The organism is Paenibacillus pabuli NBRC 13638 (genome assembly GCF_001514495.1).
GTDB classification, from domain to species: Bacteria; Bacillota; Bacilli; order Paenibacillales; family Paenibacillaceae; genus Paenibacillus; species Paenibacillus pabuli.
The window spans coordinates 104992-119481 of record NZ_BCNM01000016.1; the positions used below are offsets into that span (position 1 = coordinate 104992).

Below are 14490 nucleotides of genomic sequence, written 5' to 3' on the forward strand. Positions count from 1 at the left end.
TGCAAGTTTACATTGTATCATTCTTGCTGGCAAAAATCGCTTGTCATATGTGAACACACAAAAACCCGGGACCTTACCAGTTCCGGGCTTCATACAATATGACTCATATACCAGTATCTATTTTCAATTCACACGTGAACCTTTTTTGCTTCCATAAGACGGGCTTGAAGATGGGCTTGAGCTTTTCATGAATCCTGACACTGTAGTGAACAGCTTATCCCTTGCTTGTTTGTTCCTCATCAAGTAAGTTACGCCTGCTCCTATGGCTGTTACAATGATTCCACTTTTTTTAGACATATGTTGGTCCTCCTTCAGGATTAGTATACATTGTGTCTTGCTTGAGATTACCCTGTAGGAGAAAAACGAAACCCTAAATGCGATTTTTAAAGTAGAGAATGATCCATTCTAACGTAAAAAAAGATGACCGCCTGGGAATTCAGGTGAGCCATCTTCTAACGTGCTGTTCATCAATCGGACGGTGGTGCGACATGAGTCATTTCCTCATGTTTATACGTTGAACCATCCGCAGTCAGATAGAAGTGACCTATCGGATGCAAATCTTCATCCAGTTCATAGACCAGTGGAATGCCTGTCGGGATGTTAAGCGCGATGACGTCCGCTTCGGACATCTGGTCCAGATGCATCACGAGTGAACGCAGCGTATTGCCGTGCGCGGAGATCAGTACTCTTTTGCCTGCGGATACCACCGGTTTAATCTCTGCATTCCAATACTCCAGCACCCGCTTCGATGTATCCATCAAGTTCTCGGTTCGTGGGATGGTACAGCCCAGCCGTTGATACTTGTCCTGGTCCTGTACATAACGATCATCCGTTTCGTCCAGCGCCGGGGGAGATACGCTAATGGAGCGTCTCCACTCCTTCACTTGCTCCTCGCCATATTTCAGGGCAGTCTGCTGTTTGTTGAGTCCTTGCAAGGCGCCATAGTGACGCTCGTTCAGCTTCCACGTCTTCGTAATTGGAATCCACATCCGGTCCATCTCATCGAGTGCAATATCCAGTGTTCGAATCGAGCGTTTGAGTACCGAAGCATAAGCGTAATCAAAATCAAAACCCTGTTCCTTCAGGATTTTTCCCGCTTTACGTGCCTCTCCGTATCCATCGGTCGTCAGATCCACATCCGTCCAACCGGTAAAACGGTTCTCCACATTCCACATACTCTGACCATGGCGAATTAATACAACTCTGTACATAAGCGTGAATCCTCCTTCCATGGAACCATTACCCGCAAGGCGAGCCGGATATGCCCATGATATATGAAATTAATAGTACGGTGCCATCATCAGATATACAACTACACCCGTGGAACTAACATACAACCAGATCGGCATCGTCCAACGGGCAATTTTACGGTGTTTCTTCAATTGATTCGTCCAGCCCCATACCAGAGTGAACAGTGCGAGCGGCACAATGATGGCTGCCAAAATGCTGTGTGTAATCAGAATGAAGAAGTAGATGGAACGAATGATGCCTTCTCCGCCGTATTTGGACGTTTCCGGAGACAGATAGTGAAACGATAAATACGTAACAAGAAATAACAGGGTCGTAGTAAATGCAGCAAGGATGAAACGCTTGTGCAGTTTCACATTCCGCTTGATAATGGCAATCAAGGCCGCAAGCAGGAAAATGAAGGTGAAGCTGTTGAATACGGCATTAAACCGCGGCAGCACTGTAATGTCAAAGGCCACATCGCCTTTGTATCCGATCGACGGTGCAAAGAACAATAATAAAATAATGACATTAGCGAGAATGGAAATGGTAATAATGATACCTGCAAAATTTTTATTACTGGTCGGGGCAATCTGATTGGATTGAATGTTCGGGTCCCCTTTGTCCTGTTTGCCCAATGAAAAATCCTCCTTATATCCTAACTTCTATGTTCTATCTCATTATATCTTGCCATTTCTCGACTGTTAAGTGACAACACTCTGAACAAAAAGCCACATCACGTACCTTTAAAATGCCCCTTTGAGGCCATTTTCATTAAAAGCACGCCTCCACTGGTTTACCCCATCCTGTACTTGTGGTATAATTAATGCAATAAATCACATACGCGTTGAACTGGAGGAGCCTGTCACCAAGGGCCCTCCTTGTCTTTTTTAAGGCATAAAGCGGCACGATACAAGCGCCGTTTTATGCCTTTTTCTGTTCCTCAGGCTCGGAATGATCCCCCCTTGGACGGGTAATCCTATAAACGCTACTGCTGGAGAGGAGTACATCTATGGAATTTATTTTGGTTCTTGCCCTTATTTTGATATTCACCAAGTTGGCCGGTGATTTATCCGTTAGACTGGGTCAGCCATCGGTTTTGGGAAAGTTGATCGTTGGTGTCATCCTTGGTCCTGCCCTGCTCGGTTGGGTACAACAAAGTGATTTCATCCATTACATGGCTGAAATCGGGGTATTGCTGCTTATGTTCATCGCGGGACTTGAGACGGATCTGGAGCAATTGAAGAAAAATTGGAAGGCCGCTTTTGCTGTTGCCGTTGGTGGCATCATTTTACCATTCATCGGAGGATATGGTGCTGCCATAGCATTCGGCATGTCTCAGACACACGCTTTGTTCTTTGGTCTTTTGTTCTGTGCCACTTCGGTCAGCATCTCGGTCCAGACACTAAAAGATATGAATCAGCTCAGTTCTCGTGAAGGTACAACCATTCTGGGGGCAGCTGTCGTGGACGACGTGCTGGTTGTGGTCATCCTTGCTGTCATGATGAGTTTGCTCGGGACAGGTGCTACTGACACTTCTATTACGCTGCTCATCGGCAAGAAGCTGTTGTTCTTTGTTATTATTATCGCTGCAAGCTGGTTCCTTGTTCCACGCATCATGAAATGGATGGCACCACTGAAGGTTACGGAGACCGTTATTACAGCCGGATTAATCATTTGTTTTGGCTTTTCGTACTTTGCGGAGTGGATGGGTGTTGCCGGGATTATCGGTGCCTTTGCCGCAGGGATCGCCATCTCCCAAACGAACTTCAAACATGAGGTCGAAACCAAGCTTGAGCCGATCGCGTACGGGATTTTTGTCCCTGTATTCTTTGTAAGTATCGGATTGAATGTTACTTTTGACGGCGTGGGTTCACAAATCTGGTTTATTATCGTCATCAGTCTCATTGCCATTGTAACTAAACTTCTTGGTGGCGGAGCAGGTGCACGACTGACCGGATTTGATCGGGCATCTTCTCTGGCTATTGGCTCGGGGATGATCTCCAGAGGCGAAGTCGCTCTGATTATCGCCTCCACCGGGCTTGCTTCCGGATTGCTCGACGCCGAGTATTTCACCAGTGTGGTCATCATGGTTATCGTTACCACATTGGTTACGCCGCCTTTGCTCAAAATCACCTTTGCACGCAAAAAAGGGGAAAGACGTGTTGAAAAAGGCATTGAGGACTCCCATCTAAGCGGGTAATCATGAAAATTCATATATCAGGCTCACCGTACTTTTTTTGCGGTGAGCTTTTCATTTTTCAATGGAAAATATTAACGCACAAACAAAAAAAGACCACTCCATGTACAAGAGGTCTCTATCCTCGCCTGTTCCTAACAGGCTGTCCCATTTTAAGTTAACACACCGACGTAAAAACCGATCGATATAAAGACAACACACCAGATAAATGCACCAATACCAGAAACTAGAACATATCGCCCTATTGCCATGCGGCTGATCCCGGAGAAGCAGCACATTAGATGACGAATGCCTGGAATGAAATAGCCCAGTATGATGGACCAGTACCCATATTTCAAAAACCAGGATTCCACCCTGCCCAATCGCTTGGCATTGACCCCGACCCATTTACCATACTTCTCCACCAGTGGTCGACCGGCCTTCTTGCCAATCGTGTAACTCAGAAGTCCTCCGGTAAACGCTCCGCCAAAACTGACAATGATGGACACCGAATAGTTCAGCACCGAGATGGAGGCGAGATAACCGACAAAGGTCATCATCACCTCATCCGGAATGGGCATGCCAATCACGCCCAGAGCCAGCAGTCCGTAGATTGCGAAATAACCATATTGACTAATAAATTCTCTAGCAAATTCCATACTGACTCGCTCCTTATTTCGGTTCCACAATATCCTTCTCATGGGGGGCTAGCACTTGTTTTAGAGACGGGAATCGGATTTGGCTAACCATTAGACCGGATAACACAACAATGACAAGATAGGCTACACCATGAGTGAAATAAGGACTCCAGAGCGCGAAAAAGGACATAAGACCGCCTGCAAACGTAATCGGCATGCCAACAAACCCATGGCTTGCTGTTTTCTGGCAATTATATCGAGCGAGACGCAATGCACCACATACCGGGAATAATGCAGTCAACGCCATACCCAGCGCATTCACTTCATTCATGGAGTTCAGATACAGGATTAGCACCGGTGCGGTTCCGAACGAAACAACATCAGCCAGCGAATCCAGCGCTTTGCCGAATTCACCCTCGCAATGCAATTTACGGGCCGCAAACCCGTCAAATAAATCAAAGAACATGGCTACCCAGATCATCGTAACCGCCAGAGCAAATTCGCCATGAATAGCCATTATGACAGCCAACATGCCTGAAGTTAGATTGCCCAACGTTAATATGGACGGTAAAGATTTCATAGACTTGACTCCCTTTCGTACTAAGCATTAGGAAAAATAATATAAAAACGGACTCCGTCCGGCGTGTTCTCCACGCCATAACTGCATCCATGCAAATCGAGAATCTGCTTCGCGATGGCCAGGCCGAGCCCGGTCCCTCCCATTTTGCGATTGCGTGAGCGTTCCACACGGTAAAATCTTTCCCAGATGTACTGGCGCTCCGCTTCCGAGATGTGCTCACCCTGATTCTCAATGGAGATTCGAACCTGCCCTTCGGGCCTGCTGATCTCTATCATAATATCGGTCTTAGGAATGGCATGACGTATAGCATTCATCATCATATTATAGATGACTTGCTCTAACTTGCTACGGTCTCCCTCAACGGTCTGCTCCGTAGTAGAGACCAATACAACATCCAGTTCCTTTTCCTTCAGTTGCGGACCCAGACGTCCGGCAATATCTTCAATCATATCTCCAAGAGCAACTGCATCCTTGGTTAGCTTAATCGCCTGGGATTCCAGCCGTACCAGATCCAGCATCTCTTCAACCATCGTTTCCATTTTGACCGCTTCATCGGCAATAATCTCGATGTAACGTTCACGTTTGCCCTCACTAACCCCGTCTTTTAACCCCTCGGAGTACCCTTTGATGATACTGATTGGCGTTTTGAGCTCATGGGATGCATCGGCAAAAAACTCCCGCTGCCGCTGTTCAATCCGCTGCTTCATTTCCATATCAGTGCGCATCTGACTGTTCGCCTGTCTAAGCTCTTCCAGTGTCTGACCCAATGTGGTTGACAGCGCATTGAGGCTATTGGACAGACTGCCTATCTCATCATTGCGGCGTATAGGCGATTTCACCGTGAAATCGAGGGTAGACATTTTTTTGGCAACATGGTTCAGAGCCAGCAACGGTTTGGTGACGATTCGAGATAAGAGCAGTGAAAGAAATACAATTAATACAAATGCAGCAATACCGAAATAGGCATAGAACAATTGTGTGGCTTCACTTGCCTCCCTCATCTCCTGCAAGGACGTCAGTGAAAAAATAAGCTGCTGCTGGGGTCCGGTGCTGTGCACCGGGGCAATGGTAAGTACATTTCGCACTCCGCTCCAGCTATCGGTCCATTCTTCATTGATCATTTTCCCATTGGCGAGACTCAGCTGGTCTTCCGTAGACAATGGAAAACGGCTGTCCAGTGCCTGCACAAGCAGTCCCTGTCTTTGGCTCCATGTTGCCAAATTAGGTAGAACTACCTCGGTCAAAACCCCCGACCATTCCTGAACCGGTTCAGCCAATTCCTGAAAACTCTCTGTTCCCCATACAGAGGATTGGGCATCTTTGATTTTGAATGGATATACCATAGGTTCCTTCAAGCCGCTGGCTGGACCCGTAACAGTCAACTCTTTCCCATACTTCAGATGGGAGGCGATCCAGCCAGCGTTCTCACTGTTGATGAACAGGGACAGGGATACTTTTACCTGTGTGCCATCCTCCCGGAGCAATGTAATGTGAAAAGGGTCGTTGACCAGCTTGCCCGTGTTCGTCAGGATGACCAAATGCGACTGATTTTGTCGCATGAACTTCCCCGTCTCCTTAGCTAGCTGCACATCATTCCAATGTCCATTCGAATATTGTTGTTCAAATTTCGTCAATTTTTTCTTAATACTGCTAATCTTCTGATGCTGATAGAAGTCCGGAAACCATACCAGTTGGGCAATCACCGTTGTTCCATATAGAAGAAGCAGGAATCCGGCCATGACCAGAAACAGTTTCATCGTTACACCGTTACGTCTCATGCCTCAGCCTCGAATCGGTAACCGGTACCGATAACGGTCCGGATACACTTCGCTTCTTCCCCAAGCTTGCTCCGAAGTTTCTTGATATGGGTATCCACCACGCGTGAATCCCCTTCAAAGTCGTATCCCCAGACCCGGTTGAGAATGGCATCGCGGGACAATACAATACCTTGATTGCGGGTTAAATACAGCAGCAGATCATATTCTTTGGGTGCAAGTTCCACTTCAGCCCCATCCTTCTCAAGCCGTCGTGCCCAAGGATCAAGCGTCACGCATCCAAACCGGATCACGCTCTGCTCCTTGCTAACTGCACCTTCTACCCGTTTCATTAATGTCTCTGCACGTGCCACCAACACACGAGGACTAAACGGCTTCGTCACATAATCATCCACACCAAGCTGAAAGCCATGAATCTTGTCATCATCTTCCGATCGGGCAGTCAGCATTATAATAGGTACGGTCGACTGCGAACGAATATGCCCACATAGCGTCCACCCATCCATTTCCGGCATCAACACATCCAGAATGACCAGATCGACTTCATGCAGAGCCAACAGCTCCAGTGCCTCTACCCCATGTTCTGCTTCTATCACATTCCATTGTTCTTTTATGAAATAATCGGCCACAATCTCACGAATGCGACTTTCGTCTTCCACCAAAAGCACTGTTCTGACCATGGCCGACTCTCCTTTTAGCATTCTCTTGTTAACATACCGATTCCGTGTGTCGTCCGTGTGTCCATCCATGTTCTGGAATGAACTCCATCTTATATACGATTAATATATACCAAAAGTTACTAAATTCCATACACTTTCGCACAAAAAAGAAGCCGTCAATTGAGCAATCCCCTGCTCATAGACGGCTTCTTCCGGCTGAAACCACGTTTTTCTCCGAGATTACACCATGCAATTAAACACCACTCACTTAGCCTTAATGCTCAAGGCGGTGTGCCACATGCAACGTTGGGCCAACAAAACGGTTCAGCGGGAATCCGCCTGCAATCGCTTTGGTCACGAAGGCCTTGCCTTCACGAACAGCCTCTTTCACGGTAAGACCACGCGCCAACCCTGCAGTAATTGCTGCAGATGTGGTGCAGCCCGCACCATGTGTATATCCGGAGCCAACAACGTCGGCTTCAAACCATTCGTAGCTTGTTCCGTCATAGAGAAGATCCATCGCTTTGCCCGGGTTAATAACCCCTCTGTCCTTAATCAGGACATGCTTCGCCCCGTGATCATGAATGGCAGCTGCCGCCGATTCCATCTGCTCCTTGGAGCGGATCAATCCGCTTTTTGCAAGCTGTGATGCTTCAAACAGATTGGGTGTCACGAGATCGGCACCTGGCAACAGGAATTCGATCATCGCTTCCGTATTTTCAGGTTGCAGCACTTCGTCCGTACCTTTGCAGACCATAACCGGATCAATAACGATCTGTGGCAGTCCGCTGCGACGGATGTGCTTCGCAACCAATTCGATGATATCTACAGAACCCAACATGCCCGTCTTCATCGCATCAAAACCGATACCATCCAGAACGGTACGCAGCTGGGCCTCGACTACATTTAATTCCACAGGAAAGACTTGGTGATCCCACGTATCGGGCTCCATAGCCACAACGGTAGTCAGCACAGTCATGCCATACACACCAAGCTCCTGGAAAGTTTTCAAATCCGCTTGAATCCCTGCACCGCCGCTCGTGTCCGAACCAGCGATTGTTAATGTTTTTGGAATCGTCATGGTAGTTGCATTCTCCTTCATCCTTCAATTGACATTATCCTATCCCTTGTACGTGCGGATGTCAATGGCATCTGAAGCCATACGGAGTATGGTTTGGGAGAGAAGAATTCAGTTCACATCTTTCGTCTCCAGACCGATCATGGACATGGAAGCAATCCACAGCCCGATCGCCCCCAATGTCAGGGGAATCACAATGATGGAATTGATGGATACGCTGGGTCCATTGATACCGGAACATACCACGAACACAAGAAAAATGGACGATACCAGTGTTGCCGTTGCAGAGTGCTTGCGCATCCCGAAAAATAGAGGAATGAGAGCCATGGCAGCAGCCGAGAGAGAACTAGTTGTGTATTTCACCAACAGCGTTAGCACTTCATTCACCGTTAATGCGTCAGAAATAAAAGAATAGAAGTGATCTGTCGTCAACAGGATCGCCCCCATCAACACATCGGTAAACATAATATTGAAAAAGATGAACAAAAAAATAATGATCAATTTGGACGCGATAATTTTGTGACGTTTGATGGGATAGGTAAACATGACATTCATCGTTTTGTTTCGATACTCGCTAATGATCAGCTTCGATATCAGAGCGCCTCCAAAGATAATAAAGGTAGCTCGGGCGATCGTATCAATCAGAACGAAAGACACCGAATAATTCAAGAACGCGTAGTTCTCTGTTCCGTAGTCCACCAATCCGATCAGGATCAGAAACAGCAGGATGGCAATATTGGCGATAACCGCGCCTCCTATATAACCGGCAAACCGATGTTTGCGCAACTCCAGTTGGATCAGTTTAAGCAACGTCCCCATCCCCCTTCATTAAGGTCATGAAGTGTTCTTCCAATGAATGCGTCCGCTTGAAAATGGATTCGATCTCAACGCCATGCCCAATCAGTTTTCCAGTCAATTCGGATGGAGCGATGCCTGAATCATAAATACGTACGGTACGGTCATCGACCAATTTATAATTTTTCAATCCCAGCTGGTGTTCCATGACATACGTCGCTTGGCGTGTATCCAGCGTCTGCAGCTCAATATACTCGCTGTTGCTTCCACGGATACTGTCCATCGATACTTCCTCAACCAGACGTCCATCCCGAATAACGCCAACGGTGTCCGCGACCTGTTCAATTTCCCCGAGAATGTGGCTGGAGATTAACAACGTAATGCGATACTCGGAGCTGAGACGTTTGAACAAATCGCGCATCTCCTTGATCCCTACGGGATCAAGCCCATTGATCGGTTCATCCAAAATAAGCAGTTCCGGTGTTGTGATAAGTGCACGGGCGATGCCCAAGCGCTGTTTCATTCCCAGAGAAAAGTCACGGACCGGCTTCTTGCCCGTGTCCTTCAGACCTACTTTTTCCATCATGTTGTCAATGATCTTCTTGTTATAGAATCCCATGTATTCACAATGGAGCTCCAGATTTTCCCTGGCGGACAGTTTATCGTAGAAAAAAGGATACTCAATAATGCTGCCCATCCGCTTCAACAGTTCATAGGATGTAGGGGTGAGTTTCTCTCCGAACAATTCAATCTCACCTACGGTCGGTTTGACCAGGTTGGTCAACATTTTCATCATCGTCGTTTTGCCCGCTCCATTCGGACCCAGAAAACCGTAAATCTCTCCTTGCTTGATACTCATATTGACGTTCGAGACAACCTCTATCCCTTCATACGTCTTGGTCACACCTAAGGTCCGCGCAATATATGTCATCGTTCTTATTCTCCTTTACGCCCCTGACGGGTTCTTATATCTGTATTGTAAAGAGAAAAGTCTTCTTTTTTATTAATCAAATCTTACAAAAACCTTAAGCTTATCAGGAGCACTAAAATAATCATCTAGCCAGAGGCAGATCTACTTTAAAAACGGTACGTTCATACGGCACACTACGCAGCTCAATGCTTCCGCCCATCCGCTCCACCAGCCGCTTCGTAATCGTCAGGCCCAGACCACTGCCCTGATAAAGACGATTACGGGAATCCTCCAGCGTATACATGCGTTCAAATACTCGGCTGTGTTCCTGTTCAGGGATACCCTTGCCCCGATCCCAGATACTTAACGTAACCTGTTGTTCTGATGAAACGTCGAGTGAGAGGCCAAGTACCTTGCCCTCCGCTCCATATTTCATGGCATTGGTGATCAGATTATCCAGCACCCGTTCCAGTGCTTCCTCATTTCCTTTCACAAAGACATCGCTGTCCGGAATGGACAGTTCTACTTGCAGTTCGAGTTTTGTTAACATTTCATAGAAAGAGAGCATTTTCAAACGGCATAATTCGCTTACATTGACCTTGGTCAGTGCAAGCTCGGTATCTCCAGACTCCAGCTTCGCCAGGTCAAAAAAAGAATGAACCAGACGCAGTACTTCCTGTGCCTTATCCTGGATTTTGCCAGTCATGGTCTCCCGTTCCTGATCGGTTAATGAAGCACTGTGCAGCAGCGCTTCACTATAACCGAGTACAACTGTAAGGGGCGTCTTCAGGTCATGTGAGATGTTGGAGAGCATGTTGCGCATCTCCTTCTCCTGATTCGCATAACCTGCCTCAGCCCGATGTACATGATCCAGCAGCTGGTTCATGTCCTTGAGGAGCTGGCTGATTTGGGGATCACTGTCAAAGACGAGCAGTCGTTCATATGTACCTTTATCCAAAATAGAGGTCAACTTATCATGTATGTAGATTAGATGATTACTGCGCTTACGAAGCCTTATGCCGAGCAGAACAACCACAAGAATCAAAATTACGGTAGCAGTGGCGAAGATCAACGTCACGTCTGGTCCACCTCCAGTTTGTAACCGATCCCCCACAATGTCTTGATATATTGGGGATTGGACGGATCCAATTCCAATTTCTCGCGCAGACGGCGCATATGAACGTTAATGATATTTTCGTCTCCGTAATAATGGTCATTCCAGACGGAAGCGTAGATTTGAGCCTTCGTAAATACTTTACCGGGATGGGTAACAAACATCTTGAGAATGCCGAATTCCTTGGAAGTCAGCCTCACAGATATTCCATCACGCTCTACCTCATACGTCTCCATATCGACTACAAGTCCCCCAATATGAATGCGCTGCGAACGGGGAGCAGCGGTAGTCTCAGGCTGTGCAGTATAGTTGGCACGACGGATGGCTGCTTTTATGCGCGCCGTCAGCTCGATTAACGAGAACGGCTTGCTTAAGTAATCATCTGCGCCGAATCCAAGGCCAAGGGCTTTGTCCACCTCTCCATCCTTTGCAGACAGGATGAGCACAGGCACCAGACTGATCGCCCGAATCGTCTGAAGCACTTCCATGCCGCTTTTGTGCGGCAGCATCAGATCCAGAATAACCAGATCATAGCCTGACGGTGATTGGCTGAATTGACGTTCCGCCTCCAGTCCGTCATATGCATAAGAGACGTCATAGCCCTCTTTTTCCAAATAAGGACCAACCATTTCACTAATAGAACGATCATCTTCCACAAGCAGCAAGCGATAACCTGACACGAGATTCCCTCCAAAATTGCTTTTTCTTTATTACCTCACAGTTTGCTCGAATTGGCAATAAAATACGAAAAACCCGGCAGGAAGGCAACTTTATGTCATAAAGTGAACCCTCTTGCCGGGTCTCATGATTCGTTTATACCGTCTCGCTTCGTATCCAGCACAGTCCGATCGTCCCTGCACCTGCATGAATTCCTACCACAGGGATAAAAGGCATAATTTCCGTCTTCAGGCGGGGAAGCAGATTTGCAATCTGTTGTTTGATGGTAACAGCTTCTTCCTGGTTGTTCGCATGCATGATACATACATGCTTCACTTTTCCCATATCCAACTTGAGCACATCCAGCATGCGCTGTTTGGCTCGTTTGAACGTACGAATCTTCTCATTCACAACTACTTTGCCCTCTTCAAATCGAAGGAGCAGATGAATTTTCAACAATTGACTAAGGATGAGCTGCGTACCCGACACACGACCACTACGATGAAGATGCTGGAGACTGGCCGGAATGAGGTAAAAGGACATGTTATCAATCATCTGTTCAATCTGAAGTTTGATTTCGGATGCTTTATGGCCTTGCTTCTGCCACTCCAGCCCTTGCAAAATCATCTCCCGCAGCGGATAAGCACCTGCTCTGGAATCAATGGCAGTAACCGTCACACCTGCAATCTCTGCCGCCTGCATCGAAGTGTGCAGGGTTCCGCTGAGTGCCGTGGAGCAATGAATGGCAATGATCTCATCGTACCGGTCCTTCAAAGACTCATACAGTTCAATAAACTCCCCAATGGGCGGCTGTGAACTGCTTGCGCGTGAAGCCTCACTCAGTTTCGCATAGAATAATTCAGACGAGATGTCTTCCGTCTCCCGGTAACATTCCTCGCCAAATACGATGCGCAAAGGTACGATGTAAACGTGATTCTGCTCAGCAAATAGGGGATCGAGTGTGCTCGTACTGTCTGTGACCCATGCAATTTTCCTCATTCCATCCTTCTCTCTTGCCGGATTGTTGAAGCTGTATCCCCAATCGTCAGGCACATGCCCGGCGGTTTATTTAAAATTTGAATAGTTCATATTGTAAACGTTTGCGTTCTTCTCCCTAATTATAAAGGAACGGACAAACCACTGTCTTGTGGCGCATTGTTGAACAGGTGTATTTCTTCCGGTATATGCCAAAAAAATGTCTTGCCTGTGAAGGAATAAATTGGTATGCTGTTGTCCTTCTCTCTTTTTCGCCTTGACTGAAGTGAACGGGACCGCCGTTCAACCAACTTATCGGAGGTGTCACATGCTTTATTTCACTCTGGCTTCCAAAGCCTACTCCCGGAACCTGCAATACCGCGGGGCCCACATGGTACATAACCTGGCAAGCGCCATGTTCGGTTACATGTATGCCTGTCTCTGGATTGGCATCGGAGCCGACCACTCTCTCGGAGAATACGGGACACAGGGGATGGTCAGTTACATTGCGTTTACGCAATCCTCTCTCTGGATCTCGGGTTTTCTCACCAATGGACTTGGTATTCCACTCACGGTCAGGACAGGGCAGATCGCGCTTGATCTAATGAGACCGGTTCATCTGTTTACCCACCTGATGGCACGTGAATGGGGGCAGATCGCCTACCAGTTCGTGTACAAAAGCATTCCGATTTACCTGCTATTCTCCATCGTATTCTCTCTGCAATGGCCCACAGAAGCTTCAACCCTGCTATTTGCCGCACTTGGTCTTGCCGGCGCATCCTATTTATCCATCTGTATGAATTACATTATTGGTGCCACCGCGATGTGGACTACGGAGTCCTCCTGGCTGCATTGGGGCAATCACGCCTTGATGAATCTGCTCGCCGGTTTCTTCATCCCGCTGGAATGGCTGCCGAACTGGCTTGAGCGAATTGCCTGGCTATCGCCATATCCTTTCCTGCTCTATGTCCCTACCCGCATCTATCTGGGTTATGAAAATGGCTCCTTGTTATGGGGAACCTTGCTTTGGTGTGTCCTCATGACTTTAATCTGTCTGGCAATCACACAGGTACTACGCCGTAAAGTGGAGGTGCAGGGCGGATGAAAGCCACTTCCTGGTTCACCTTATATAAAATGCTCATTCGAACAAGCATCCGCAGCCGGATGCAATACAAGTTCAATTTCATCATGGCCTCCGTTCTGGCCGCATTGATTCAAATCTCCGAATTTCTGATGGTTGCGCTCGTGCTGCACAAATTCGGAGCGATTAAGGGCTGGTCTCTCCATGAGATTGGTTATCTCTTCGCCATCATGACCTTATCCAAGACACTGTATCGGACGTTCGGCAATGAAGTGCATCATTTGGAAAAATATCTGGTCGACGGCGAACTTGATCAACTGTTAACCAGGCCCATGCCCGTTTTACTGGCGCTGCTGCCACAAAACTTCCGCATTATGGCTGGTGAAGTGTTACAAGGCGGTTTTATTCTCTGCTGGTCCCTGGCAGGCATGATGCATAGCGGACAGATCGGCTGGACTGCCATTCCCTTTTCGCTGCTGGTCATTGTGACTGGAGCTATCATTCTCTTTTCGATTGGGCTTGCCACGGCAACGCTTGGATTCTGGACCACACGCATCGAGGAGCTGCAGACCATCACCGAGGATGCAGCGCGTACGGCTGCCCAATATCCACTGACGTTATATCCCAAATGGATGTCTGGCATTCTGTTGACTGTGATCCCGGTAGGTTTCGTCAACTATGTTCCATCCCTCTACCTGCTTCGCGGTCAATTAGGTGCATGGGTTCTTGTTGCGATTGTTGTTGTAGCCGCCCTGAGTCTCACCGTGAGCCTGCGTTTCTGGAAATTCGGCATAACCAAATATCAAAGTACAGGTAGCTAAG

General features: G+C 47.5%; 16 protein-coding genes. 3 read left to right on the forward strand and 13 right to left on the reverse strand.

The genetic code is table 11. The features are described 5' to 3' along the window. Positions 1 to 123: 123 nt before the first annotated feature. The 3 genes from PPA03S_RS33390 to PPA03S_RS21135 all read right to left on the reverse strand — a co-directional run bounded on the left by PPA03S_RS33390 (position 124) and on the right by PPA03S_RS21135 (position 1865). Positions 124 to 297, reverse strand: coding sequence for a hypothetical protein (locus tag PPA03S_RS33390; protein WP_167666081.1), 174 nt, complete (start codon positions 295 to 297; stop codon positions 124 to 126). A gap of 170 nt (positions 298 to 467) precedes the next feature. Next, entirely contained in the window at positions 468 to 1211 is a 744-nt protein-coding gene (gene gpmA / locus PPA03S_RS21130; RefSeq protein WP_062325956.1) for a 2,3-diphosphoglycerate-dependent phosphoglycerate mutase, read from the reverse strand. A gap of 69 nt (positions 1212 to 1280) precedes the next feature. Next, positions 1281 to 1865 carry a DUF420 domain-containing protein gene (locus PPA03S_RS21135; RefSeq protein ID WP_082704255.1) on the reverse strand — a complete coding sequence of 195 codons (585 nt, stop codon included), beginning with the start codon at positions 1863 to 1865 and terminating at the stop codon, positions 1281 to 1283. Between the two features lie 374 nt (positions 1866 to 2239). Here PPA03S_RS21135 and PPA03S_RS21140 point away from each other — a divergent pair, with 374 nt between their 5' ends. Then, complete coding sequence (locus PPA03S_RS21140) at positions 2240 to 3430, forward strand: cation:proton antiporter (protein WP_062325957.1); 1191 nt, start codon at positions 2240 to 2242, stop codon at positions 3428 to 3430. Positions 3431 to 3579: 149 nt separating this feature from the next. Here the strand turns inward: PPA03S_RS21140 and PPA03S_RS21145 are convergent, their stop codons facing one another. The 10 genes from PPA03S_RS21145 to PPA03S_RS21190 form a co-directional block, all read right to left on the reverse strand. Next, complete coding sequence (locus PPA03S_RS21145) at positions 3580 to 4065, reverse strand: DedA family protein (RefSeq protein ID WP_062325958.1); 486 nt, start codon at positions 4063 to 4065, stop codon at positions 3580 to 3582. A gap of 13 nt (positions 4066 to 4078) precedes the next feature. Next, positions 4079 to 4624 carry a CDP-diacylglycerol--serine O-phosphatidyltransferase gene (gene pssA, locus PPA03S_RS21150; RefSeq protein WP_062325959.1) on the reverse strand — a complete coding sequence of 182 codons (546 nt, stop codon included), beginning with the start codon at positions 4622 to 4624 and terminating at the stop codon, positions 4079 to 4081. A gap of 20 nt (positions 4625 to 4644) precedes the next feature. After that, on the reverse strand, positions 4645 to 6402 hold the full coding sequence (locus PPA03S_RS21155; protein ID WP_062325960.1) for a sensor histidine kinase: 1758 nt from the start codon (positions 6400 to 6402) through the stop codon (positions 4645 to 4647). Next, positions 6399 to 7079, reverse strand: a complete 681-nt coding sequence (locus PPA03S_RS21160; RefSeq protein ID WP_062325961.1) for a response regulator transcription factor — start codon at positions 7077 to 7079, stop codon at positions 6399 to 6401. The genes PPA03S_RS21155 and PPA03S_RS21160 overlap by 4 nt, the downstream gene beginning before the upstream one ends. A gap of 253 nt (positions 7080 to 7332) precedes the next feature. Continuing rightward, entirely contained in the window at positions 7333 to 8139 is an 807-nt protein-coding gene (gene thiD / locus PPA03S_RS21165; RefSeq protein ID WP_062325962.1) for a bifunctional hydroxymethylpyrimidine kinase/phosphomethylpyrimidine kinase, read from the reverse strand. Positions 8140 to 8247: 108 nt separating this feature from the next. Further along, positions 8248 to 8946, reverse strand: a complete 699-nt coding sequence (locus PPA03S_RS21170; RefSeq protein WP_062325963.1) for an ABC transporter permease — start codon at positions 8944 to 8946, stop codon at positions 8248 to 8250. Then, positions 8939 to 9862 (reverse strand): ABC transporter ATP-binding protein, encoded by a 924-nt coding sequence (locus tag PPA03S_RS21175; RefSeq protein ID WP_062325964.1) that lies wholly within the window; start codon positions 9860 to 9862, stop codon positions 8939 to 8941. Before PPA03S_RS21175 ends, PPA03S_RS21170 begins: the two co-directional genes overlap by 8 nt. Before the next feature lie 121 nt (positions 9863 to 9983). Beyond that, positions 9984 to 10919: a sensor histidine kinase gene (locus tag PPA03S_RS21180; protein WP_062325965.1), complete on the reverse strand. Its 936-nt coding sequence runs from the start codon at positions 10917 to 10919 to the stop codon at positions 9984 to 9986. Continuing rightward, positions 10916 to 11635 (reverse strand): response regulator transcription factor, encoded by a 720-nt coding sequence (locus tag PPA03S_RS21185; RefSeq protein WP_082704257.1) that lies wholly within the window; start codon positions 11633 to 11635, stop codon positions 10916 to 10918. Before PPA03S_RS21185 ends, PPA03S_RS21180 begins: the two co-directional genes overlap by 4 nt. 133 nt (positions 11636 to 11768) lie before the next feature. Next, positions 11769 to 12665: a DegV family protein gene (locus tag PPA03S_RS21190; RefSeq protein WP_326099929.1), complete on the reverse strand. Its 897-nt coding sequence runs from the start codon at positions 12663 to 12665 to the stop codon at positions 11769 to 11771. 250 nt (positions 12666 to 12915) lie between these two features. Between PPA03S_RS21190 and PPA03S_RS21195 the strand changes: the two genes are divergently transcribed. Both PPA03S_RS21195 and PPA03S_RS21200 read left to right on the forward strand, forming a co-directional pair. After that, entirely contained in the window at positions 12916 to 13692 is a 777-nt protein-coding gene (locus PPA03S_RS21195; protein ID WP_062325967.1) for an ABC transporter permease, read from the forward strand. Further along, positions 13689 to 14489 carry an ABC transporter permease gene (locus PPA03S_RS21200; RefSeq protein ID WP_062325968.1) on the forward strand — a complete coding sequence of 267 codons (801 nt, stop codon included), beginning with the start codon at positions 13689 to 13691 and terminating at the stop codon, positions 14487 to 14489. Before PPA03S_RS21195 ends, PPA03S_RS21200 begins: the two co-directional genes overlap by 4 nt. The last annotated feature ends 1 nt before the right edge of the window (position 14490 follow it).